This is a genomic window from Coprobacter fastidiosus (assembly GCF_030296935.1).
In the GTDB taxonomy this organism is placed as follows: Bacteria; Bacteroidota; Bacteroidia; order Bacteroidales; family Coprobacteraceae; genus Coprobacter; species Coprobacter fastidiosus.
Map to the genome: position 1 here is coordinate 1,823,713 of NZ_AP028032.1, position 25,786 is coordinate 1,849,498.

Genomic DNA, 25,786 nt, shown 5'->3' on the forward strand with positions numbered 1-25,786 from the left:
TTTCTAAACATTTTCTCCACCGAATTCCATTAAATAAGCTTTTATAAAAGCATCGATATTCCCATCCATTACCCCTTGTACATCGGAAGTTTGATAATTGGTTCTGTGATCTTTAACCCGTCTGTCATCAAACACATAACTGCGTATTTGCGATCCCCATTCGATCTTTTTCTTTCCGGCCTCGATCTTTTCCTGTTCCGCCATACGGTGCTTCAGTTCTTTATCATATAAGATAGACCGCAGTTGGCGCAAAGCATTTTCCTTATTTTTCGGTTGGTCTCGAGTCTCGGTATTTTCGATCAAGATCTCCTCTTCTTCTCCGGTATAAGGATCTTTATATTGATACCGTAAACGCACACCGGATTCAACTTTATTTACATTTTGTCCTCCAGCACCTCCCGAACGGAATGTATCCCACGAGATGCAAGCCTGACTGATCTCTACTTCGATAGTATCATCGACCAAAGGTGTTACAAAAGCCGAGGCAAACGATGTCATACGTTTACCTTGAGCATTAAAGGGTGAAACACGCACTAAACGATGCACTCCGTTCTCACTCTTTAAATATCCATATACATAATCTCCTTCGATCTGTATCGTAACACTCTTAATTCCGGCTTCATCTCCCTCGAGCAGATTCGAAATCGAGGCTTTATAGCCATGAGACTCACACCAGCGCAAATACATACGCATCAACATAGAAGCCCAATCCTGACTTTCCGTTCCTCCTGCACCTGAATTGATTTTCAGAACAGCCCCCAATTTATCTTCTTCTCTACGAAGCATATTCCGCAATTCAAGATTTTCAATCAGAGTGATCGTCCTTGCATAAATCTCATCCAACTCTGATTCTGTAATCACCTCTTCCTTTACAAAATCAAAAGCAATTTTCAATTCGTCCACTGATTTTGCGACCTCATCATAACTTTCTATCCAGAATTTAAGATCTTTCACTTTTTTCATCTGGACTTCGGCTTTTTTTCGGTCATCCCAAAAATCCGGGACATGAGTTCTCAGTTCTTCCTCTTCGACCTGAATCAATTTCGCATCGATGTCAAAGATACCTCCTCAACGCCAACTTGCGTTCTTCCGTCTCTTTTAGTTGTTCTGTCGTAATCATTTCTTAACTCAAATATATTAACCAAATTAAAGTACGCCGTACTGCGCAAGTTTCATAATACAATCGACTTCACGCAACACGGCGTTTACAAATTACTGCTTCAATAAGCAACTATTACATATACATAGCTTCTATCTCGGCACGATAGAGCTGATTGATAACCGGTCTCCTGATTTTCAAGGTATTCGTCAGCTCACCGGTTTCCATACTGAATGCACGAGGCAGCAACGTAAAACGTTTGATCTGTTCGAATCGTGCAAAATTAGCCTGCAATTCCGAGATACGCTCCTGTATCAATTTCTGAATACTTTGATTCTTAACCAATTCCTCCAAATTTCGATATTGTATCTGCTTTTGAGCCGCATATTCTTTTAATGCTTCATAAGCCGGAATAATAATCGCCGTTACATATTTACGCTGATCCCCGATAACAGCGACTTGATCGATATACTTATCTTCTCCCAACTTTGTTTCGATAGCTTGCGGAGCTATGTATTTACCGGTCGATGTCTTAAATAAATCTTTAATACGTTCGGTCAATACTAATGATCCTTCAGCATTCAATTTCCCGGCATCTCCGGTTTTGAACCATCCGTCTTTCGTAAAAACTTTTGCCGTTTCTTCCGGTTTTTTATAATACCCCTTCATGACAGTACCGCCCTTTACCAAAATTTCGTTATCCTCACCCATTTTCACCTGAATATCGGGCAGAGTAGTACCTACTGTTCCGAATTCGTAGCCCGAAGTCTCAAAACAAGTTACCGTGGCGGTTGTTTCCGAAAGTCCGTATCCGTATATGATATTTATGCCGCAAGAATGCAAAAATTCATTTATCGTATCTGATAAAGGCGCTCCGGCAGTCGGAAATATATTTCCGTTTTCAACACCTATCGCCTTCCTTATTTTAGATAAAACCAATTTATCCCAAAGACGATATCGGCACTCTAAAAAGAAAGGCACTTTTTTCTCTAAACGAAGAAAATCTATATTTCGCTTTCGACCGGCTTCCACAGCCTTCATCATCATTATTCGTTGAATGCCTTTACTCGTAGAAATTTTTTCCTGCACAGCCGTATAGACTTTCTCCCAAAAACGAGGGACACTACACATAATAGTAGGACGAACCTCTTTTATAACCGACTGTATTTCATCAGGTTTTTGATTTATAACTACTCGGATACCCTTCACCAGACAAAAATAAGTCCATGCACGTTCAAAGATATGAGTCAACGGCAAAAAACATAAAGAAATATCTTTCTCAGAAACCATTTTCAACCTTTGAATATGAATACGCATAGCCTCATTGAAGTTAGAGTTCGTAAGCATCACCCCTTTAGGTTCTCCTGTCGTTCCGGAAGTGTAAATAATACTTACTAAATCCTCATCCGAAGCACTCAGCATACGCTGTTCCAAAGTATTACGAAGAGCGTTATCTGCCTGCTTACCGATCTTATACAAATCTTCGAAACGAATCGATATGGTATCATCCTCAGCCAATTTTACAGAAGGATCAAGAATAATGAGCTTTTCTAACGAAGTACAGTTTTTACGGGCAGCATAAGCATTATCATACTGAAATTGTCCTCCGACAAACAAAAAGCGGACTTCCGCTTCATTAATAATATACTCGATTTGGGATTGTGAACTGGTTGCATAAAGAGGTACAACTACTGCCCGGTTTTCGTATGCGGCAAAATCTATAATTAAACCTTCCGGTCTATTCTGCGTATAAGTCGCTATATTTTCCTGTTCTCGGACATCCATTGTAAGGAAAGCCAACGCAATATGCTCTACCTGTTCCGAAAATTGAGTCCAAGAAGTGGATATCCATTTATCATTCTCAAAATCTTTATGACGGAATACTTCCCGGTCACCATACTTCTCCGCTTGACTGCGCACCAACAGAGAAAAGTGTTTTATTGCCATATAATATATAAATAAAATCAGTTGCAAAGGTAATGATAAAAACCAAACGTTTACTATTTTAATAAGTTTTAAGGGAGAATAAGCCCTTTTACATAGAAAAACAATGATTTAATGCAGTTTGTTTTAACATTTTTCTTTAAACCCGAATTATTCATTACTTTTGTCAAGTTACCCAAACAAAAAGTCTAAATGAGTACTGACGAACTTTATTACCAGGCTATCGATCTTCTGAAAGAACTTATAGAAACTCCATCCATAAGCCGGGAAGAAAACAATGCGGCCAATGTTCTCGAACAATATTTAAAAAACATTTATCCCTACAAAAATCAAATTTTTAGGAAAGGGAATAACGTCTGGGCTGTTTCACCGCATTTTGACAAAAAACGTCCTACTCTCCTGCTCAATTCTCATATCGATACGGTAAAACCGGTATCCGGTTGGGAAAAAGAACCTTATACCGCCACGGAAACGGATGATCGAATCTTCGGATTGGGTAGTAACGATGCTGGAGCATCATTAGTAAGTCTATTGCATGTGTTCATTTTTCTCACCGAAAATCAACAACCTTATAATCTCATCTTTCTTGCATCTGCAGAAGAAGAAGTTTCGGGAAAGAACGGAATAGAATCTGTATTACCGGAATTACCGCCCATCTCTTTAGCTGTGGTAGGAGAACCCACAGGAATGCAGCCTGCCACAGGAGAAAAAGGATTGATGGTTCTCGACTGCTCGGTATATGGCAAATCGGGACACGCAGCACGGAATGAAGGAGAAAACGCAATATACAAAGCCATAAAAATAATCGAGAATTTCCAAAATTTTCAATTCCCGAAAGTTTCAGAACAATTAGGAGCTGTAAAACTCAGCGTCACACAAGTTCAAGCGGGTACTCAACATAATGTAATACCCGGCCGTTGCGACTTTGTAGTCGATGTCCGGACAAACGAACTCTATAAAAATGAAGAGGCATTCTCCATTTTGCAGAAAAACATCAACTGTGAAATGAAGGCCAGATCTTTCAGGCTCAATTCGTCAAAAATAGAACCGGATCATCCGATTATTATACGGGCAAAAATGTTAGGATTACAGCCTTTCGGATCTCCGACCCTTTCAGATCAGGCCTTAATGCCTTTTACCTCCGTAAAAATAGGTCCGGGAGATTCGGCACGATCACACACGGCAAACGAATTTATTTTGAAAAGCGAAATCAGAGAAGCAATCGATCTATACATAAAATTATTGGACAGGCTTTCTTTAGAGCCTGCCTAAATTTTGCTTGCATCAGGGTTGAGAGTTTTTTCGGAGATGTTTCTCTGTTAAAAGATTTTCTCCGCTATTTTTCCGATAACCGGTGTGTCAATATACCTTTTCCACCATAAAATTCGTTTCGGAGTATATGTAAGAACCCTGAAAAAAGAATATTTCCAGTCATATCTGCGATAAGGCAAAGGATAAAGATTTATTTCTGTAAAAAAACTCAAGCACATTTTGATAAACTCATCATCCATACGTTTTCTGACTAACAATCTGATCACGCTTATTACCAGATAATCTATTTTTCTATCTAATCCGCTCCCGACAAAAGAATCAGACAATTCCTGACGATATATACATAATCCGTCAATCACCTTCATATTATCATAAAAGCGTTTTTCTTCATATTCTTTTCCCTGTTTATTGATTACAGACTCACTATTATAACAGTAATAATAAAGCAACACCGGCAAAAACGTAACCGTCTCGGCAACACAAAATGCCCGTGATACAAAATCCTCATCCGAATGTGCTATTTTTTCCTGAAATTTCAAGTTATTTTTAAGCACAAATCTTCGATTAAAAAAATATCCCCAAAGAATCCCCAACGGTTGCTGCATATTCATATATTCTGCACCGGACATCTCCCTGCAATAGGGCAACAATTGATTGCTATACGGTTTTTCATTTCCTTCCAAATCGACTTTTAAATAATCGAACCCGACAATATCTTGATCATATTGAGAAATCAGTAAAGACAGCAAATGAGAAAAAGATGCCGTATTGATATAATCATCAGCATCGACAAACATGATATAGCGACCTTTGGCATAATTCATCCCCAAATTCCGTGCTCCTCCCGGTCCGGCTTTTCGCCGGTGGTAAACATGCAACTGCGGTATTTGTCCTTCCATCTTCTGCAACAATTCCAGACTACGATCCGAAGAACTGTCGTCTACCGCTATAATCTCATAACTACCTTCTGGGACAGAAGAAGATATAATACTTTGCAAACATCTCTCTATATAGGATTCCGCATTATATACGGGGATAATAATACTGATCTCAAGCATAACTCAGGATTTGGAAACGAAGATACATTTTTTTCATGACTTTCCCATAAGCTGGATAAAAAAGCTATCTTTGTCAATAAATCGGAATATTGATGAAAATACTGCTATTAGGAGAAGCCAGTAATCTGCATTGGACTTTGTCTGAGGGTCTCCGATCTCTCGGACATAAAGTTACTGTCATATCTAACGGCAGCGTATGGATGAACAACAATCGTGACATCAATCTAAAACGTAAAAGTTATAGCTTTCCCGACACTCTACGCTATGCAGGATCGCTTATATACCATTTAAAAGACCTGACAGGATATGATATCGTACAAATCAATCATCCCTGCTTTCTCGATTTCAAAGCAAGCACTTGTTACAGAATATTCAGATTCCTCAAAAAGCACAATAAAAAGATCTTTTTAGGAGCTTTCGGAACAGATCACTATTGGGTAAAACATTGTCTCGACAAAAAGACATTCAGATACTCGGACTTTTACATAGGGGATAGTTTCAACACGTATATTCCTGGTAATGAAAAAACCATTCAGGAATGGATGACTGGTGAAAAAGCCGAAATAAATAAAAAAATGGCAGAAGAAGCAAACGGGATATCATGCTGCCTATATGAATATTATATTTCTTATTATTCCGAATTTAAAGAAAAAGCAAAATACTTGCCCTTACCGATAAATCTGCAAGAACACCCGCTACGCAACATTCCGAAATACCCCGAACAGGTACAATTTTTTATCGGAATACAAAAAGACCGCAATGAATTAAAAGGGACAGACCGAATGCTCAATGTTCTGCAAAAACTGGAAAGAGATTATCCTGATACAGTAAAAATAGCCAAAGCCGTCTCTGTTCCTTATCAAGAATATAAGCAAATGATGTACGGATCGGACATTCTGCTCGATCAATTATATTCATATACTCCGGGGATGAACGGATTGATCGCCATGGCGAAAGGTATGGTCGTTATCGGAGGAGGAGAACCGGAAATGTACGACCTTATGGGAGAACAAGAAAACAGACCTATTATCAATGTTTTACCGGACGAACAGGATATTTACCAAAAAGCCGAATCATTGATAATGCATCGGGAATCGTTAGAACAACTATCTTTAAACAGTCGTCATTTCGTAGAAAAACATCATGATCATATCAAAGTAGCCGGAGAATACCTTCATTTCTGGGAATCCCGATAATCTATCTCGTCGCACGTTCATATAAAATACCCTTAACAAGCCAAATATAGTATTTGAAAGGCGATACCGGTCGTTTTTCTCCTTTTCTGAAAGCCTGCCAAGTAAATTTCACCATTGCCGGAAAAGCCAACCAGCCCTTAAAATGGTGGCACAACGCACCCATCGTCATTGCCGCACGCAAAGTAAAAGCACTACTATCGCCGTTAGACATACATGGATGAAGAACAATATATTTAGGGAAAAAACGAGCTTGCAACCCTTGTTTCAAACAGGCATCAACAAACATGAGTTCTTCTCCTCCGGATAACCGGGCACTTCCCAACCCGAACCGTTCGTCAAACCATATTCCTTTTTGCTTCACGGCTTCTACTCTAAAAGCTATCTCTCTGGAACAAGGAGCATATCCTTTCCATCGAGTATAAGCTCTCTCTATCGAAGGGTACTCTCTATACTCCGGTTCTCCATCAGGAGTCTTTGTTTTAAAAAATGCAAGGTCTATCTCTTCATGAGTGCGAAAAGTATCTAAAATCGTATCGAACGTATCTTCAAAATAAAAAAGGTCATCATCGGCAATAAGCGCTATTCCGTCATTGACAAATGTCATTACATGATTACGGTTTCGGCACAATCCCCTACCCGGTAAAGTAACTATCCGCACATCTTCCCGTCTCAACGCATCAGGAATAAGCGAGAGAAATTTCTCGTCACTATATTGAAAAGAAACGACATAACGTACATCTTCCCGCTCAGGTTTTAACAAATGTGGCACTCGTGTTATTCCTTCATCTAAGGTACAAACCAGAACATGTAATACCATAATTTCTAATTTTATTTATCGTTTTTTTACTCGACCCACCCACCGGTCAATCCGGTTGTATAGCCTCGGATTTATATAAAAAAGAAAACCTTCTATCCTATTCTTACATCCTCCGCGATGATACAATACATTACAAAATGATACTTTATAAGCCGATATACGTGCATAAAATACCTTTCGTTCTCTCACAGACAGGCTATCACTCAACCGCACTGCCGTACATATACAGTCTCCTACCATACGATTTATATATGATGCAACCTCATTATGCTCTTTACAGAAAATGATCAGACGTTCAGCTACCGTTATCAAATCAAGGCAACGTTGTAAAGACGCTTTTCGAGTCGTCGAGCCCGGACGGCAATATACATAATAAACAGGCTGGCGACTATATAAAACCGATTTAGCATAAAAGAGCGCACGAGGAATAAATTCAGTATCCTCATGAACAACCCCTTCTACAAAACGCAGCTTATGCCGTAACAATAATTCACGTCGCCACAGATAGAGGCAAATGGCCAAATTATTATTCAATACTTTGAAGAAATCGAGTCCGGAAAAAATTTTATCGGCAGGTGTATTTCTTAACTTTTCTTGAAAGCTCTTTCCATCGGTATTTATACGATCTATCGCCAATACTTCGATACCATTATCATCGCACAATGCCAGCAGACGTCCCAAACAATTGGCTTCTATCCAATCGTCACTATCCACAAACCAAATATATTCACCCTGAGCCTTGCTCAATCCGTAATTACGGGCCGCCCCCTGTTTTTTATTACTCTGAGTCAATACGACAACGTTGGCATGCTCCATCGCATAACGTGATAAGATGACATTACTGCTATCGGTCGAACCGTCATCTACAACGACAATTTCATAGCTATCGGCAGGTATATCTTGTCGCAAACAACTTTGCAAGCAACGATCTATATACTCCTCACCATTATATACCGGTATAATTATCGATAACTTCACCATAATATCAATCTATTTATCATCATTTTCGTCCGATTTATTCAACATTTTCCAACCGAGCCTTTTTTTCAGCATCGTTATTGAATAAATCACAGATATACCTGTAAACAACCACGCTGCCAACATATACCAGCCGGTTTGACCGAACCGGCAGAACGCAAATGCAGGCAGACAAATCGAAAGTACCGTTATCAACACTCGATAAAACGAATGCTCGAATCTCAATCTATAATATCGCCGGCACAAGAGCCACATACCTGTTCCGTAAAGAAAGAAATTCATCAAATAAGCGATGCCTATTCCCTCAAGTCCCCAAACCATATATGCCGTTATATTCAGAACAAAAGATACCGTATCAGAAAAAAATTCCGTAATCATAAATAATTTTCCAGCACCTTTTGCTAACACCACAAACCCCATAGTCCAGGAAACCGCTTTAAACAAAACTCCTATAATCGCCCAAGATATATAATCCCCTATCCGCAAAAAATCTGTTGTATAAAGAATCCTGATAATCCAAGACTGGCAAACAAGAAACAAGCAGACGACAGGCAGCAAAATAATCAATGAGGCTTCTGCCTGCCTCGAAACCTGTTCTCCGACCAGTTTCCGGTCATCGGCTATTGCAGCCAGACGAGGATAATATTCTGTTCCCATAGCCGTAAAGACCAACCCTACATAACGAGTTATCAAAGTATATCCTGAAGTATAGTACCCGACATCCGCCATACTAGAATGGGAGTTAAGCCAAGCTATAAAAAGATAATTCAATAACGTCGTTATAAAGCCGCTTATCGTCATATAGATGCCGAGCATAGCCATAGGTTTTCCTATATTCCACGTTTCTCCAGCCGATAATTTGGCTGCTCGTACCGGGACTCTCCGACTATAAATCCAAGTAAAAATCAAACTTGTCAAAGCAACAAGAATCAAAGAAGGCACAATACCCTCTATGCGCCAAAAATAATACATCGGCAGTGATAGCAATAATGCGGTAACAGCTCCCCAAACACTACTCTTGGCAAGAACCTTTATCCGTCCCAATCCCTGCAAGACAGCCTGCTCTCCCGAAGACAGGGCATTGAAAAGCAAAGCGCATGAAAGCCAAACGAACCCCCAAATATGCTGATCGTTGTCGAATGTCAAGCGGCTCAATAAGGGCGCAAACGACAAAACGATCACTGCCCCGGCCAAACCCACAAACCACGACCAACGCCGAACGACAGTTACCACTTCTGACAGCCGATGCTCGTTTTTCTGCGATACGGCTTTCGATACATCCCGTACCGTACTTTGACGCAAGCCCAATCCGGTAACGGCAGCAATCATCTCAAGCGCCGCATTGTATAAATTTATGATACCGACTCCTTCCGCCCCAAGCCATATTGCAATAAACTTTACCTTTACAAAGGAACAAATAATGCCGATAACCTGCACTCCACCGAATAACCCGGTAGATTTTACAATACGTCGATATGTTGAGACAGAGCCTTTTTCTGACATTATTATACTTTATTTTTCATATTTCGGAAGCCAGATTTCATAATAGCCGTTAGTCCAAATTTTAAGGTACTTATTCTTGTGCAAGAAACGATTTATCAACAGATTCTTTCCTTTATTCGCATCATTTGCCATATAATCATCCGAATAACCATCCGGCCAATCGATCCATAGTCCTTTGAATTTCTGAAGTACGACTACCGGAAGAGCCTGACGCTCTCTACCGGCACGGGATAAAGCCTCTTGTAGCAGATCTTTATCATATAAATAGAGCCAAGGATTATATGCATAGGGCTTTGTCTGTGTTAAATAATGCAACATCGGAGAATTATCATAAATCAATGTATAATCCCCTTCCGAAACATATCTGTCCAATGCGGAAAGCACTTCCTGAGATACAGAAGCTCTTTTTTGAGAAGTATAAATTCCTCTTAAAAAGGGATGATCGACCGAATAGATTTTCTTAAAACGCGATCCTTGATCGAAATAGGTATAACTTACATGTCTTTGAACCGATAGACAGACAAACAATATCAGCAAAATCAATCCTGTTTTTTTCAGTATACGATTCGAAATTCCTCTCGAAACAGAGAGTTCCCGAACTTCCTTTTCCGAATAAGCTACAATCAACGGCAAAGTCAAAAACATCGAAAATCTCCCCACGAGATCAACAGCTCCGTCACTCCCCAAAGGCTGAATAACCAGTAACATTCCGGCAGCTAAAGCCACAGTTTTTATAGACGACGGTTCTTTCCACAATAAAAACAAAACTGTAGCTAACGAAAGGAAATAAAGCAAATATAACGCTCCATAAAAATATAAAAAAGAAGCAAGAACAAGAAATGCAAAAATAGCGACTATTCTGATAAAAGTCTTATTCCTGAATCTCCTTATCAAATAAAAGAAACATATTCCCCAAAATGCAAAAAACAACCCGGTAAACCCTATTTCTAAATATTGTCTGACCGTTGTTCTGAACATCGAATAAATATTATGAGATGCCTCAGAAGATTGACCTATATGAAATATCCAATCGAGACATGTAAAGAAAGGGTGCAAATGACCGACTCTCCACATAAACAAAAAAACCAAAAGTAGTGCTGAGAAATATCCCGTCAGAAAATAAGCTGCAGTACAGACAGCCCATTTGATTCCTTTCCTGAAGATCCAAGCTTCATAAAGAATTATTAAAACGAATACGACTCCAAGAACATTCGGAATCCGGGTAAATGCGTTCAGTGCAAATATCATCCCGGCCCCGATAATCCAGCCCTTACTATTTTCAGCACGTATTCCTTTTAACAACAAACCGATACCCCCTACATACAATAACGCGCTGACATTATTATAATAAAGACTCGGCACATCATCGAAAATATACAGAACAGACATAGCTACCCCGACACGGATAGTCCAAAGCGGTAAATAAGGTTTTAAAATACGACAGACAAACGCTGCTGTTAAAACAATTATCAAAACTCCGGCAAAACGCATCAATAGCAAACCGCCTTCAGGAAACAAAGCATAAAGCGATCCTCCCAATATGCCTGCAAACCAATACATAAATGCGTATGTAACCGATTCAGGATCATTAAAAATTTGCTGATAAAATGTCATAAAGAAACCTTCATCAGCAAAATCGAGACCTTGCGGAATAAATATGAGCTGGAACAAAAACAGAATCGATAAAAATACCCATTGCGGCATTCTCTCGATCGCCAATATCACATCACTTTTTCTTTCCATTCGTTTAAATCAAGGTTAATCTTCGGTTACCAACTCAATTCATACGTATCATATACGATGCCTCTTCCTCCGAATCCTTCTTTTTGAGCGATTAATCCGGAATTAAGAAAAGAACCTTTATTCTCTGTAGATTGTCCGAAATCAAAGACTTTCCTATCTGAATAGCGATCGGTAATCAGGTAGTGGAACAACAAGTCAAGAGCTCCGAATTCTTTCCCTTCTGGAGATGCGGATATATATTGCGAATGAACCCATTCATCCATCTCGAAAATCACACATCCGGCAACAACTCGTTCCCCTTTGCAAGCTGTAAATAACCGTATGTTATTCGGAAAACGTCCTTTCAGAAGGGACATTTCTTCTACGGTATGCACCGGCAGTCTATTATAACGATCCGACAAATTTTCAGACAATACCCGCCAAAAACTTTCCAAATCAGAAGATTCCTGTACAACAATCCCGCAAGACAGAGCCCTTTTTATTCCGCGACGACGCAGTTGGCTGAAAGGAATCCTGCACGGAATAGAAACTGTCGTGGAAAGATTGCGAGCAACCAACCTCGCATTATTCCTGAATAATGCATATAAATCCTCTTGAGAAGGATAACGATGATAAATATCCGGTACGCATTTATAAACGAGCTTAGAAAAACCCTGTTCCGACAGCCAAGAGAACAACAGAGAAAAAATATTCAATACCCTATCTGCCGTACATTTTGAAGACAGCACCAGACCTCCGTACGTCAATCCTTGATGAGACCACAATACATCCCCTTCCCGATTAGCAGGCAACACGGCAATCAACTTTCCTTTATAACGGAATAACAAAGAATTATCGATAAATCTGTCTGAATGATAATCCATATAATTCCGAAAAAAAAGGAATGTTCCATTTCTGGAATTTGCAATAAAATAATCCCATTCAGGCTGTAAAGCCGGAATATATTGCTGTATTTCGATCCGGGTTTCCATATTGCCTGATTATTATTTATTCAACCACGGTTCAGGGTTAAGTTTAGTAGTCTCTTTCCAAAGCTGAAAATGCAATACGGTACGGTTATTTTCTTCCGGATCGGAATAAATTCTCCCGATAGATTGTCTCGTAGTCACTTTATCTCCGGCCTTTACAAACACTTCGCTAAGATTGGAATAGATCGTCAGGTAATTCCCGTGTCGGATAATGACCGAACTGTTATAACCCGGCATTACAAATACACGGGTAACCACACCATTGAAAACAGAACGGGCCGTTGTTCCCGGTGTCGTTTGTATATCTATACCGCTACTGTTTACCTGCACATATTTCAACTCCTGATGCTGTTGCTGTCCGAAATGTCCTACGATCATATATTTGCCGGATAAAGGCATAGGCAAACGTCCTTTATTCTGAGAAAAACTGTTCGACAACTCAAGTTCGTCCTTAGTCATGGCGTAACCGCCCTTTGTCTGAGATTTGCGAACCTCCCCAGCAGAAGCAGAAGCATTCTTCCCGGATTTTTTATCGGCGTTTGCCGCTTTTTTTGCCGCTTCCGCCGCACGTCTTGCTTCTTCTGCGGCTCTACGAGCCTCCTCGGCAATCAATTGTTCGATACGGCGATTCAAAGCTGCAGCCTGTTTTCTTTGGGCATTCAGTTCTTTCTGAAGTTCTTTTTCTTTCTTCTTAAGATCTGCCACAACCTCTTTCTGCGACTTCTCTTTCTGTTTCAACTTATTTGCAGCATCGGTACGTTTTCCCAATACCGCATTTTTTTCAGCCCGGGTTTTAGCCAATTCTGCTTTTTTCTTTTCCAACTCTGCCTGTTGTTCGGATATCTTTATCGCCTCCTTTTTCCTCCAAGCCGAATATTCCCGCAAGTAACGAATCCTTCGATAAGATTGATTTAAAGAATTCGATGAAAAAACAAACATCAAAGTTTCATAACCCGAATTTCTACCTGCAATTCCCCGGATAGCTTTGGCATAAGCCTCTTTCTTGGCATTCAAATCTTTCTCGAGTCGGGATATCGTTTCATTAATCTTTCTCTCTTGTTTATTAATATTCGAGATTTCGGCATTCAAAGCTGTGATCACTTCCTTATGTTTCGTTATCTCAGCCGTCAACTTGTTCAATTGATGCAAAGATTGGAGAGCCGACTTTTTCGTAGTCTTCAACTCCTTATCGGTCTTCGCAATAGATTGCAACGCTTCTTTCCTCTGTTTCTGCAAATCTTTTACTTTTTTAGACGATTGAGCAACAGAAGTCACGGCAACCACAGCCATCAAACAAATTATCAATGTACGCTTTATCATTTCAAAAACATATTTAACAAATCACGTATCGGCACTTTTCTATATTGTGAAGACACCGAAAAATCTACGTTAAAAGTCTTGTTCCACTCGGGAGAAATATTCTCCATTTTAAGAGTCAAGTTTTTATTTCCTATTCCGCTTGTCCGGACCTCCATTTCCGAAGGAAACCAAAATTCCCCTTGATTCGTAAATTTCGAATAGCTCCATGTTATCTGCATTTGTCCGGATATATCCAAAGCTCGTGTTTCTCTTAAACGTGCCAACTCATCCAACTCGAATAAACAAGAAAAACGGGACAGATCTTTTATAGAAAAGCTCCAATCCGATTTTTCTTTCATCCAAGAAAAATTTCGGTAATCCGATATATCCAAACGATCTTTCCCCGGTAAAAAAGGTCTTCCCAAAAACAATGCTTGTATAGTAGAAAGAGACAAATCGACCGGTAATTTCGATTTATATGCCGCTATAGATTCCGCAACATAACGTTTTCCCATTTTATCCAAAATCCAAACACTGTCATTAGTTAGCCGCACACGGAACATTTCGATCCCTAAAAACGGTTGAACCGATATTTGTAAAATCTTATCCTTTATTATACGTACTGTCGCTTTACTTTTCAAATTTCCCGCACTTGTGGTTATCACAAAAGAAGTTTTCGCAGAGTAAGACGTATAATCCGGACTATTCTTCAGACAATCGGAAAAAACACGTTTTTCCGACTCCGACTGTTCTCCGGATATTTTCATCTTTTCTCCGATATGGGAAGTCTTACATCCGACAAACAGAACTCCGAAAGCTATGGACACAGCCCAAATGAATCTTCTCATTCTTCGTAATATTTTTTATCTTTTATTTTCTGAGGCAACATTTTAGAATCGCTGCCTTTTTCAAGGGCATCATTCCAATACTCCAAAGCACCATCGACATCCCCCGTCATAAACAAAACGTCTCCATAATGTTCCAACAATGCAGCACTTTCATTTCCGCCCTTGTCCAATGCACTTTTTAAATATATTTTTGCCAGCGTATAATTTCCTTGTTGGAAAAATACCCATGCATACGTATCAAGATAAGTCGGATTATCAGGTTCTTGTTTAACAGCATCTCCGCTCATTCTTTCAGCCTTCGACAAATCTTTCTTCTGAAGAGCCAAATAATAACTGTAATTATTTAAAACCCCGATATTTCCGGGATTATATTCCAAAGCCTTATCGAATGCGGCATAAGCAGAATCCGGTTGCTGCGCCTGATAATAGGTATCGCCTATTTGTCCGTATAAATCAGAAATAAGGGCGCGATTTTCAGGATTGGTATGCTTTAAGCCGGTTCTTAATGTTGCAACAGCCTTATCATACTCTTTTTTCATCATATAGGACGAACCTAAATAGATATACAAAACAGCTTCATCGGGTAAATAAGAAAGAGCTTTTTCTCCTGCGACAATAGCATCGTCATATTTCTTCTGATCCAAAATAGCACCTATTAATTGCTGCCAATATTCCAAACGTACGGGAGCTAAATCTACAGCAATCTGCATCTGCGCAATGGCATCGTTCTTTTTCTGACGTATCCACAATACATCAGCATACAATTTATGAAGTTCCTCCTCTTGAGGATGCATTTCGAGCAATGCGGAAAACATCGAATCCGCTTGATCCAAATTCTCTTTTTTCTGCAACAACTCCGAAAGAAAACCGGTCAATATTTTCTGTTTAGTCTCCACATCCAGATTTTTACTCAGCAAAGCATCCAGAATTTGCTTCTGATAAGCTTCTTTATCCCCCTTCTTATTGTAATAGTTGGCTTTAGACACCATCAAATATGCATTGTCAGGCTCTATTTCACCGGCATGTTGATATACTTTCCAGGCATCTTCATCCCGATTCGAATCAAGATAAAGATCTCCCAACAAAATAAGATAAGTAATATCTTTCGGATGAGCATCGATCAAACGCTGCACTTCGGCAAAAGCCTTGTCATCTTGTTTTAAGGCCTTATACAGTTTTACTTTTTGAAGAATTATAGGTTCTACGACACCCATCGATTGTTCTAATTGATTATACGCATCTATGGCCTGCTGAAAATCGCCCTTTTGCGCATAAACCTCCGCCAACATATAATTCAACTCCGGCTTATTAGGATTATATTCGATCATCCGTCGAATCAGAGAAATCGCCTGCTCAGCATCACCGAGATTCTGAGCAAGATTGGCAGCCATAACATTATACCAATAGTTATCCGGACTTTTCTCCGCAGCTTCTTTTAAACAATCATACGCAAGCTGCGGCTTTTTTAAATGCAGGTAATAATTGGCTAAATTATATTTGACAACGGCACTCGACGTATCTATAGCAGCAGCTTGCTGCAACAAATCAAAAGCAGCATCCTGTTTCCCGAGATTTTTCATCCGGTCGGCTTCCAGAAAAAAATAGTCGAACTTACGTTGATCCGATTCAGACAAAACTCTTCCGACATCCGTTCGCTTTTTGCTGAAATTACGACTACTTCCGCAAGAAAAACAAACTGACAATAATGTCAAACAGAGCAATAAACGATAATCTATATATCTCATTTACAAAAAAAATTGTATACAAAAACACTTTTATTTTACACCCGTATGTCCAAAACCTCCTGCTCCTCGGTCGCTATCTTCAAGGGTTTGCACTTCGACCCAATCTACCCGACAATATTCTTTTACAACCATTTGACAGATGCGTTCACCATCATTAATGACAAAATCTTCATTCGAAAAATTAATCAAAATAATACCAATCTCTCCTCGATAATCGGCATCGATCGTACCCGGAGAATTGAGAATCCCTATTCCCTTTTTCAACGCCAGCCCACTACGAGGACGTATCTGGGCTTCATATCCTTCGGGAAGTTCGATATATAATCCCGTAGGAATCAGTACCCGCTGCATCGGTTTAAGTACCACAGGTTCATCCAAGTTAGCACGAATATCCATTCCTGCAGCGTGCTCCGTACCATATTCCGGCAATTTATGTCTCGACCGGTTAACTATCTTTACTTTAACTTCCATAATCAACAATTTCCTGTTTATTTCGATCGTGTTTTCATTATCGAAAACCCAATATATTAACCTGCGAAAATAACGAAATAACCTTAAACTATCTTGCTATTTTTTTATTTTTAATGCTTTCTCTGAACTATTTTCTATAAAAACAATCGATTTGACTCAGTTATTTTGTATTTTTAATCTTGTCATAAATATCCGTTTCTAAATAAAGAGAAACAAGATCATTTATCGAGGTATTATTTTTTTTGTATTTTTGCCAAACAACATCGTATTCGAAACAAAATGAAATATACAGAATCCAGAATGTCTTGGGAGCGTTTACTCTCCTCTAAACGATTCGGATTGGAACGCTATCACGAAGAACGACGACATTCACGTTCCGATTTTCAAAGAGACTATGACCGCCTTGTTTTTTCTGCTCCGTTCAGAAGATTGCAAAACAAGACCCAGGTATTTCCTCTTCCCGGAAGCGTATTTGTACATAACCGGTTAACTCACAGTCTCGAAGTTTCATGTGTCGGTAGATCATTAGGCAACAATGTTTCTTCCGTCTTATTTGAAAAGTATGCAAACGAACCTTGGGCCGGGAAATTACACGGTATCGGAGCTATTGTCGCTGCCGCCTGTCTGGCTCATGATATGGGCAACCCGCCTTTCGGACATTCCGGAGAAAGAGCTATCGCTACTTATTTTTCAGAGGGAAACGGCCTCAGCTTAAAAAATAAACTGGGAACAGACGAATGGAAAGACTTGACCCATTTTGAAGGGAATGCAAATGCTTTTCGATTATTGACTCATCAATTTAACGGACGACGGGCCGGAGGATTCGTTATGACTTATTCGACTTTGGCATCGATCGTAAAATACCCTTACGCATCGAATCTTGCAGGAGAAAAAGGAAAGTTCGGCTTTTTTACTTCCGAAGCCGATGATTTTGTCAAAGTAGCAGATACCTTAGGCATGTTGCGTATGGATACATTCGGAATACGATACTGCCGACACCCGCTCGTTTACTTAGTAGAAGCAGCAGACGATATCTGTTATCAGGTAATGGATATAGAAGATGCACACAAGCTCAAAATATTAACGACCGAGAAAACAAAAGAACTGTTTCTCGGGTTCTTTTCGGGTTCTCGTTTGAAACACATTCAGGAAACGTTGAATATAGTATCGGACATCAACGAGCAAATCGCTTATTTACGCTCCTGCGTAGTAGGAGTATTGGTAGATGAATGCTCTCGAATTTTTTGTGAAAGAGAAGAGGAGCTTTTGAGAGGAGAATTCGATGGCGTACTTATAAACCACATTGGCGAAACTCCGCGAAATGCCTATAAAAATTGCTCCGATGTAGCTTATGAACACATCTACAAAGCTTCGGATGTTCTGGACATAGAACTTGCCGGTAACCGCATCATTTCTGTTCTATTGGATAAACTGATCGATGCGGTCATCAATCCCGGTAAAGCATATTCGCAACTGCTATTGAATAAAGTGCCGGGGCAATACGAAACCCGGGACGAAAATATCTATAAAAGAATTCAAGCCGTTATCGACTACATCTCCGGCATGACAGATGTATATGCGCTGGACTTATATCGAAAAATAAACGGAATGAGCCTTCCGGCTTTATAACCAACAACGAATAACAATGAAACGAATATATTTTTCCATACTGTCTTTTTTCCTTTTTTCTACGACATTACTTTTCGGAACAGAATACACCATCGAAACCGTCCCCAATGTGCATTTACAGAATGCCAAAGCATTCGTAAGCAATCCGGATGCAATACTCTCTCCCTCGGCAGAACAGCAAATAAACTTATTGCTGGACTCTCTTCAAACGAAAACAAGCGCTGAAGTTGCCGTCGTAGCCGTAAATTCCATTGGGGATGCCGATATAAAGCAATTCGCTACCGCATTATTCGAACATTGGGGTATAGGAAAACGGGAAAAAGACAACGGACTGTTGATATTATTCGTTTTAGACCAACGTAAAATCACATTCGAAACAGGATACGGATTGGAAGGTATTTTACCGGATGCCATCTGCAAACGCATTCAAACTCGGTACATGCTTCCTGAATTTAAAACAGAAAATTACGATAAAGGAATGTTACAGGGATTGAACGCCATATATCACAGATTAAGTACTCCGGAAGCTCAAGATGAATTATGGGTACAGAGCCAAACCGCACAAGAAGACTGGGGTAAAGTATTACAATATTATGCAATCACCTCTCTTTTATTTTCCATGATATTGCTTTTTATGATACGGTCATCCGTGAAATCATCGAAAACGAAAGACAATTATGAGCAATATAGAGCTTTGTCAGGATATAAAAATACCTTAGCCGTACTCTCTTTTATTTTCCCGGTTTTCGTATTATTCCTGTATATATGGATTTCGATCCGATTAAAACAATTGAGAAACAAACCTCGGAAATGCGACCTATGCGGATCAAAAATGAAAAAACTCAATGAAGAGGAAGATAACCGTTATTTAACTCCGCAAGAAAACACCGAAGAAAAATTACAATCGGTCGATTATGACGTCTGGCTATGCGACCAGTGCGGAAATACAGAAGTCTATCCATACGAAAATCGTTATACCAAATACAGCTCCTGTCCGCAATGCCATGCAAAAGCTTACAGCTTAGATCGAGATCGCATACTAATTGCACCAACTCCGTTTTCAACCGGAACAGGCGAAAAAATATACCATTGTGCACACTGTAATTTCCAGAAAAAAAGCACTTACATAATACCTATGATCATCGTCGCATCCGGGAATAACCGAAGAGGCGGCGGTTTCGGAGGTTTTAGCGGAGGAAGTTTCGGTGGTGGCCGATCCGGAGGCGGAGGAGCAACATCCGGATGGTAATTTATATGCATATTTATTCTATATCATCTATTTTATGCAAATAGAAATATTCTAAAATCAAAAATAGATTATTTTATAAACCGATTCTGGAGAGCATTAATTCCCGACAAAAGTATACCTTTAACAAACAAAGAGCCACAAAATGCCATAAACCTATTTTCTTTCTTCTATATGCATTTCCCTAATATAGGTCTAATTATTGAGTAAATATACAAAGAGATAAAAATATAAATATTATTATTGCAAAGCTTTGTATTATAAACACATAATATAATTTAAGAAGAATCATTCTAAATAATAAAATTATTATTTTAGGATAATTAACACTGTATTTCTATACAAATATCTATATTTGCACACCATTTTAAGAATCACTCAAAATATCACAAATGTTTATCATATTATTAAAATGCGAGAAATAAGTAAGAAAACGGTTAAAACCGATAGAAATTTTATAACAATCGATGCAAATAAATCAAATAAGTAATGTCCGATAATCGGATACAAATTTCAATATAAATAAACAGTCGAAAGAACATAACCTAAACTGTGTTATCGATATTATTTTTCAGCAAAGTTTTTTGATTTTAAAATATGCTACTTACTAAACTATAATTTCTTAGAATATTACTCATGCAAAAATATCTTTTTATTTTTTTGGTATGTTTATTCTCCGGACTCCCGTTATTTTCTCAAAATAATGATAAGGATACAAAAAACTCAAAAGAAAAAACTTCAAAAGAAAGAACTTTCATGGGAGTTGTAAAAGATCAGTCGGGTGAACCTCTTCCGGGAGCTGTGGTATACGTCAAAAGCAAACCGGCATCAGGAACTTCGACAGATGCATACGGAAATTTCATATTAAAAAATATTCCGGAAGGTAAGCAAATCATCATTATCAGTTGTTTGGGTATGGAGCCCAAAGAATTTACTTTCACCGGACAAAAATCTGCGATAATCGTTCTGGAAGAAAAGGTAAAAAAAATACAGGATGTCGTGGTTACCGGTATCTATGTTCGTAAAAAAGACAGTTTTACCGGTTCGGCAACAACTTATTCAAAAGAAGATCTAAAAACAATCGGTACAAAAAACCTAATTCAAAGTTTGAAAACTTTGGAACCCTCACTAAAAGTAATGGACAATAACACTTGGGGTTCTGACCCGAACCGAATGCCGGATATGGAGATTAGAGGGAAAACCAGTATCGTCGGAGAACTTTCTTCAGATTATGACAATACAGCCAACCAACCGCTTTTTATTTTGGACGGAATAGAAGTCACAATAAATGACATCATGAACTTGAACATGGACCGTATCGCTAACGTTACAGTGCTAAAAGATGCAGCATCCACCGCAATATACGGGTCAAAATCTGCCAATGGGGTCATTGTTGTGGAAACCGTAAAACCCGAACCCGGACAATTAAGAGTTTCTTACAGTGGAAACTTCCAATTGCAGATGCCTGATCTAACAGGATACAATCTTATGAACGGAGAAGAAAAGCTACAATACGAACTTCTCGCCGGACGTTACACGGCTAAAGACAATATGGAAAGTCAGGATGCATTAGACGCCCTCTATTACAGCCGACTGAAAGAGATAAAAAGAGGCGTAGATACTTACTGGTTGTCAGAACCTTTGCGAGCGGTCTTCAATCACTCTCACAACCTATATGTAGACGGAGGGGACAAAGCCATGCAGTATGGTATAGGACTAAGCTATAACGATGAAAGCGGAGTAATGAAAGGTTCTGACAGACAAATTATGAGCGGAAACATCGACCTCACCTATCGCAAGAATTCTTTAATTTTCTCGAACAAATTCAATGTCGATTTGGTAAACTCAAAGCGAGAACCAGTAGAATTTTCAAAATTTGCCGAAGCAAATCCTTATTACAGAAAAACGAATGACGACGGTACTGTATCGGAACTGTTAGAACCTCTTGATGTTGCAGGAGAACCGATCTATAATCCTCTATATCTTTATAACATCGTTAACAATGATGCCACTAATGACATCACTTTACGAGACAATTTCAGCATTATATGGCGATTTCTTCAATCGTTCCAATTGAGAGGCCGTATAGGAATCAGTAAGTTGATCTCTCAAAATGAAGCATTCAAGTCTCCGAGCCATCCGGATTTCACAGGTGTAGATAAAAAAGGTTCTTATTCTAAAAACGACAGTGAAACTTTTTCTTATAATGGAGACATTACGCTAACTTACGGTAAAGTCATTAAAGACAGACACCAAATAAATGCCGTAGGAGGATGGACTTTTAGTGAAAAAAGCACCAAAAACTCAGGATATTCCGTTTACGGATTTACCAGTGATCTCCATCAAAACCCCCAATTCTCTGCAGGATTTGATGAGGGCGCAAAGCCGACATATAAAAACGCTACAAGTCGATCGACAAGCTTCTACCTGAACGGAAACTACTCATACCGAAACAGATATATGGTCGATGCAAGTTTACGTTTCGACGGATCGTCTGTATTCGGAGCTCAAAAGTTGTTTACCTCAACTTGGGCAGCCGGTATCGCATGGAATATCAACAACGAACGTTGGTTTCAGGTCGATTGGATCGATCTGTTGAAACTGAGGTTCTCGATAGGTAATCCGGGCAACCAAAACTTCGATGCTTATCTTTCGTCCGGAACATATATTTATAACCCCGAATACCAAAATCATTTCGGCACAAGTGCTATTATAGAAAAATTCGCCAACAAAGGGCTGGAATGGCAAAAGACGATCGACAAAAACTTCGGTATAGATTTTGAATTTTTGGATAGCCGTCTGAGAATAGGCGGAGACTATTACTATAAAGTAACCGATCCTCTTCTGGTTTCTATCCCTATGCCTCCATCTGTCGGGACAGACAAGATATATACCAATTTCGGCGGACAGATCTCCAAAGGTTTTTCCGGAATGATTAGCTATACAGCAATAAAACGCCCCACGACACGGTTGAACTTTAATCTTACTTTCAGTAACGGAACTTCCGAATACTTTAATATCGGAAATAAGCTCGACTTCATGAATGAAAAAGGAAGCAGCACATCCCTCCGTCGTTACTACGACGGAGCAAGTCCCGACGATATATGGGCTGTACGCTCGGCAGGTATAGATCCGGCGACAGGACGCGAAGTTTTCATTAAAAAAGACGGGAGTTATACATTTCAATACGATGCAAATGATGAGGTCGTTGTAGGATCTACAGCAAAAGATCTCGAAGGAGTTTTCAGTGTATCGTTCTATTACAAACAATTTTCCGCATCCGTCAACTTACGTTACCAGTTAGGAGCACAGACTTTTGCTTCTGCTTTATACAACAAAGTCGAAAATATAACAGAACAGGGGATGTATTATAATCAAGACAAAAGAGCCCTATATGATCGTTGGCAGAAACCGGGCGATAAGGCAAAATTCAAGGCGATCGATAATTTTGAAAGTACCCCGATGTCTTCCCGTTTCGTAATCAACGAAAACGTACTATCCGGCGAATCTATCAGTTTTGGTTATGAAACTGCAGGTAAATGGGTACGAGCAATGAAAGCTCAAGGTATTTCTTTCCGTTTGTATATGAATGATATTTTCAGAATATCCTCATTTAAAGAAGAAAGAGGAACTGATTATCCGTTCTCCAAAAGCGTTTCTTTATCTGTAGGTGTACGATTTTAATTAGAAAAGGATCATAGGTTATGAAACAATATGTCATTATTATCACACTAATATCGACACTCTTAGGAGGAAGCTCTTGCAAAGAGTGGCTGAAAGTTGACTCGGAAGATCGTATTATGGAAGACGCTCTTTTCCAAAGTGAATCGGGTTTCTTCACCGCATTGAACGGTGTATATGTACACCTGCTAAATACCAACTTATACGGAAGAACTTTAACGGCAGGGACATTCGATATATTAGCACAATATTACGACACGACAAAACCGTTAAATTCTCATACATACAGATCTTTAGCAAACTTCGAACTCCAAGCTAAAAAAGATGCGGTAGCAGACACTTGGAAAGAAGCTTATTTTCTGATCGCCAATATAAACACTATACTGGAACACTGTGAAAACGATCGTTCGGTTCTCTCCGAATCTAACTATGAATTGATAAAGGGAGAATGTTTGGCATTACGCGCGATGTTGCATTTCGAGATGTTTCGCATTTTCGGTCCGATCTATTCCTACGAACCGGGAAAAGTCTGCATTCCATATTCAGATGATACAGAAAAAAATGTAAAGCCTTTATTAAGCGCAATAGATGTCGTAGATAAAATATTAACGGATTTGAACCAAGCCGAAAACCTATTATTAAATGTAGATCCGGTCATTACCAAAGGTCCACAATCCAGTGCCGAAGGAAATAACAGACTGAGATACAGAAATCTCCGTTTAAATTACTTTGCAGTTCAAGCATTAACCGCACGAGTATATCTATATGCCGGAAATACGACAGAAGCCGGGAAATATGCACGGAAAGTCATTTCTGGAGCATCTAAATTTTTCCCGTTCGCAACCCGTGAACAAGTAAACGGACAAGCTGCCACCGGTACTGTGAATCGCGAAGCTGAAGACCGCATATTTTCTTCAGAAGTTTTGTTTGGAGCTTATAATACACAAAGATCTACCGATATATATGACAAGTTGTTTTCTAATAAACTGGAACTTAAAAACCTCCTTACAATGACTGAAAACGGCGTAAAGGCTTTATATGATGATGAAGGAGATTTAAGAACTTGTCACTTTCAGGCTCTGCGGGATATCGAAGCAAATGACGGTCGTTTTTTTGTTAAATACGGCTTCGTAACCGACGGTGATTTAGGATATGCATCGATTATTCCCATTTTACGAATCTCGGAAATGTATCTTATCGCAGCCGAATGCGAAAAATCTCTCACATGGGTCAACGACTTGAGAAGTGCAAGAAAAGCAGCACAGGTTTCTTCTGGAGGAAGCCTTGACGGAAGTATAGAAGATGAATATGTGCGGGAGTTTATCGGTGAAGGTCAACTATTCTGGTATTATAAACGAAAAGGAATTACAGAAATACCCCGATTATACAACAGGAGTGCAGGAGATATGAAAATAGAACTATCGAACTATCAATTCGATCTCCCTGATAAGGAGTTGGCAGAGCGTGAATAAAATAATGAAAAAAGGAAAAAGGAAAATGAAGAAAATCATATTTCTGAATCTTATAGCTATTTTAGCACTATTTACCGGATGCAGGGAAGAGATACCTGAATATTCGGGAACTTCAGGTATCTATTTTGCCATGTCCAAAACAAAAGGCGGATTGGATGACAGCAAATTAGACTATACCGATAATACGAGTTTACCGTTTGCCGTATTCGACAAGGAAGATTCTATACTGATTGTCAGAGTAAAAATCATCGGAGAAACTGTTCCACACGACAGAGAAGTATTTATTAAAGTCGTACCGGAAAAAAGTACGGCTATCGCCGGAGAAGATTACGAACCCTTACAAGAAAAATACTATGTAAAGGCAAATGAAATCTATGCCCAAATACCGATTCACTTCTATAAAAAAAGTTCATTAAAAGATAATGAACGAACACTTCAGCTTCAACTGAAAGAATCAAAAGATTTCAATCTGCCTATGCCATATTGGCTCGCACCCAACAGTTCTGACAAAACCGGTATAGATGTCATACACCACACGATCTCGATCAGTGATAAATGGGTAAAATTACCGGGATTTAACGAATATTTTTTAGGCCCTTACTCTGAAAAAAAGAATAGGCTTATTTGCGAACAGTTCAATTTGACACTGCTTGATTTCTTAGAGCCCATGTCAACTGTAAAAATAAAAACGTTAGGAATTAAGTTCGACCAATACCTAAAAGAAATGGAGGCTAAAGGACAGACCATTTATGAAGATTACCGGGACTCAGAAGGGAATCTTGTAAAAATGACTGCCGGAGAAGGTATTCAATATTAA

The 25,786-nt window shown here is 39.2% G+C and carries 19 protein-coding genes; 7 read left to right on the top strand and 12 right to left on the bottom strand.

Going from position 1 to position 25,786, the window contains the following annotated elements; all coding sequences use genetic code 11:
* Positions 1-3: 3 nt before the first annotated feature.
* Together prfB and QUE35_RS07225 are read right to left on the bottom strand one after the other, a co-directional pair.
* Positions 4-1,120, bottom strand: a protein-coding gene (gene prfB, locus QUE35_RS07220) for a peptide chain release factor 2 (RefSeq protein WP_122303684.1) whose coding sequence is annotated in 2 segments (ribosomal slippage) — positions 4-1,056 and positions 1,058-1,120 — 1,116 coding nt in all. Because the reading frame shifts where the segments join, the coding sequence is not laid out codon by codon here.
* A gap of 114 nt (positions 1,121-1,234) precedes the next feature.
* Positions 1,235-3,046 carry an AMP-dependent synthetase/ligase gene (locus QUE35_RS07225; RefSeq protein ID WP_022601808.1) on the bottom strand — a complete coding sequence of 604 codons (1,812 nt, stop codon included), beginning with the start codon at positions 3,044-3,046 and terminating at the stop codon, positions 1,235-1,237.
* A gap of 189 nt (positions 3,047-3,235) precedes the next feature.
* Here QUE35_RS07225 and QUE35_RS07230 point away from each other — a divergent pair, with 189 nt between their 5' ends.
* Positions 3,236-4,315: a M20 family metallo-hydrolase gene (locus QUE35_RS07230; protein ID WP_022601806.1), complete on the top strand. Its 1,080-nt coding sequence runs from the start codon at positions 3,236-3,238 to the stop codon at positions 4,313-4,315.
* 47 nt (positions 4,316-4,362) lie between these two features.
* Here the strand turns inward: QUE35_RS07230 and QUE35_RS07235 are convergent, their stop codons facing one another.
* Positions 4,363-5,373 carry a glycosyltransferase family 2 protein gene (locus tag QUE35_RS07235; protein ID WP_022601804.1) on the bottom strand — a complete coding sequence of 337 codons (1,011 nt, stop codon included), beginning with the start codon at positions 5,371-5,373 and terminating at the stop codon, positions 4,363-4,365.
* Positions 5,374-5,465: 92 nt separating this feature from the next.
* Here QUE35_RS07235 and QUE35_RS07240 point away from each other — a divergent pair, with 92 nt between their 5' ends.
* On the top strand, positions 5,466-6,569 hold the full coding sequence (locus QUE35_RS07240) for a glycosyltransferase (protein ID WP_022601802.1): 1,104 nt from the start codon (positions 5,466-5,468) through the stop codon (positions 6,567-6,569).
* Between the two features lies 1 nt (position 6,570).
* Here the strand turns inward: QUE35_RS07240 and QUE35_RS07245 are convergent, their stop codons facing one another.
* From QUE35_RS07245 to dut, 9 genes are read right to left on the bottom strand one after another with little or no spacing between them, the layout of a single operon-like run.
* Positions 6,571-7,386, bottom strand: a complete 816-nt coding sequence (locus QUE35_RS07245) for a glycosyltransferase (protein ID WP_009317944.1) — start codon at positions 7,384-7,386, stop codon at positions 6,571-6,573.
* 15 nt (positions 7,387-7,401) lie between these two features.
* Entirely contained in the window at positions 7,402-8,367 is a 966-nt protein-coding gene (locus QUE35_RS07250; RefSeq protein ID WP_022601798.1) for a glycosyltransferase family 2 protein, read from the bottom strand.
* A 9-nt stretch (positions 8,368-8,376) separates the two neighbouring features.
* Positions 8,377-9,867, bottom strand: coding sequence for an O-antigen translocase (locus QUE35_RS07255; protein WP_022601796.1), 1,491 nt, complete (start codon positions 9,865-9,867; stop codon positions 8,377-8,379).
* A gap of 9 nt (positions 9,868-9,876) precedes the next feature.
* The gene (locus QUE35_RS07260; protein WP_022601795.1) at positions 9,877-11,610 is read right to left on the bottom strand and encodes a hypothetical protein; all 1,734 of its coding nucleotides are present in this window, start codon (positions 11,608-11,610) and stop codon (positions 9,877-9,879) included.
* A gap of 26 nt (positions 11,611-11,636) precedes the next feature.
* Positions 11,637-12,581, bottom strand: coding sequence for a GNAT family N-acetyltransferase (locus QUE35_RS07265; protein ID WP_122329728.1), 945 nt, complete (start codon positions 12,579-12,581; stop codon positions 11,637-11,639).
* Positions 12,582-12,593: 12 nt separating this feature from the next.
* Entirely contained in the window at positions 12,594-13,898 is a 1,305-nt protein-coding gene (locus QUE35_RS07270) for a murein hydrolase activator EnvC family protein (protein WP_022601789.1), read from the bottom strand.
* The gene (gene lolB1 / locus QUE35_RS07275; RefSeq protein WP_022601787.1) at positions 13,895-14,725 is read right to left on the bottom strand and encodes a lipoprotein insertase outer membrane protein LolB1; all 831 of its coding nucleotides are present in this window, start codon (positions 14,723-14,725) and stop codon (positions 13,895-13,897) included. Before lolB1 ends, QUE35_RS07270 begins: the two co-directional genes overlap by 4 nt.
* Positions 14,722-16,470 (bottom strand): tetratricopeptide repeat protein, encoded by a 1,749-nt coding sequence (locus QUE35_RS07280; RefSeq protein WP_022390084.1) that lies wholly within the window; start codon positions 16,468-16,470, stop codon positions 14,722-14,724. The genes lolB1 and QUE35_RS07280 overlap by 4 nt, the downstream gene beginning before the upstream one ends.
* A gap of 30 nt (positions 16,471-16,500) precedes the next feature.
* Positions 16,501-16,941 (bottom strand): dUTP diphosphatase, encoded by a 441-nt coding sequence (gene dut, locus QUE35_RS07285; RefSeq protein ID WP_022390085.1) that lies wholly within the window; start codon positions 16,939-16,941, stop codon positions 16,501-16,503.
* A 300-nt stretch (positions 16,942-17,241) separates the two neighbouring features.
* Here dut and dgt point away from each other — a divergent pair, with 300 nt between their 5' ends.
* The 5 genes from dgt to QUE35_RS07310 all read left to right on the top strand — a co-directional run bounded on the left by dgt (position 17,242) and on the right by QUE35_RS07310 (position 25,786).
* Positions 17,242-18,570 (top strand): dGTP triphosphohydrolase, encoded by a 1,329-nt coding sequence (gene dgt, locus QUE35_RS07290; protein WP_022390086.1) that lies wholly within the window; start codon positions 17,242-17,244, stop codon positions 18,568-18,570.
* Between the two features lie 16 nt (positions 18,571-18,586).
* Positions 18,587-19,819, top strand: coding sequence for a TPM domain-containing protein (locus QUE35_RS07295; protein WP_022601783.1), 1,233 nt, complete (start codon positions 18,587-18,589; stop codon positions 19,817-19,819).
* Between the two features lie 753 nt (positions 19,820-20,572).
* Positions 20,573-23,500, top strand: a complete 2,928-nt coding sequence (locus QUE35_RS07300) for a SusC/RagA family TonB-linked outer membrane protein (RefSeq protein WP_031258970.1) — start codon at positions 20,573-20,575, stop codon at positions 23,498-23,500.
* Between the two features lie 20 nt (positions 23,501-23,520).
* Positions 23,521-24,969 carry a RagB/SusD family nutrient uptake outer membrane protein gene (locus tag QUE35_RS07305; RefSeq protein ID WP_022603164.1) on the top strand — a complete coding sequence of 483 codons (1,449 nt, stop codon included), beginning with the start codon at positions 23,521-23,523 and terminating at the stop codon, positions 24,967-24,969.
* Between the two features lie 25 nt (positions 24,970-24,994).
* Entirely contained in the window at positions 24,995-25,786 is a 792-nt protein-coding gene (locus tag QUE35_RS07310) for a DUF4843 domain-containing protein (protein WP_031258969.1), read from the top strand.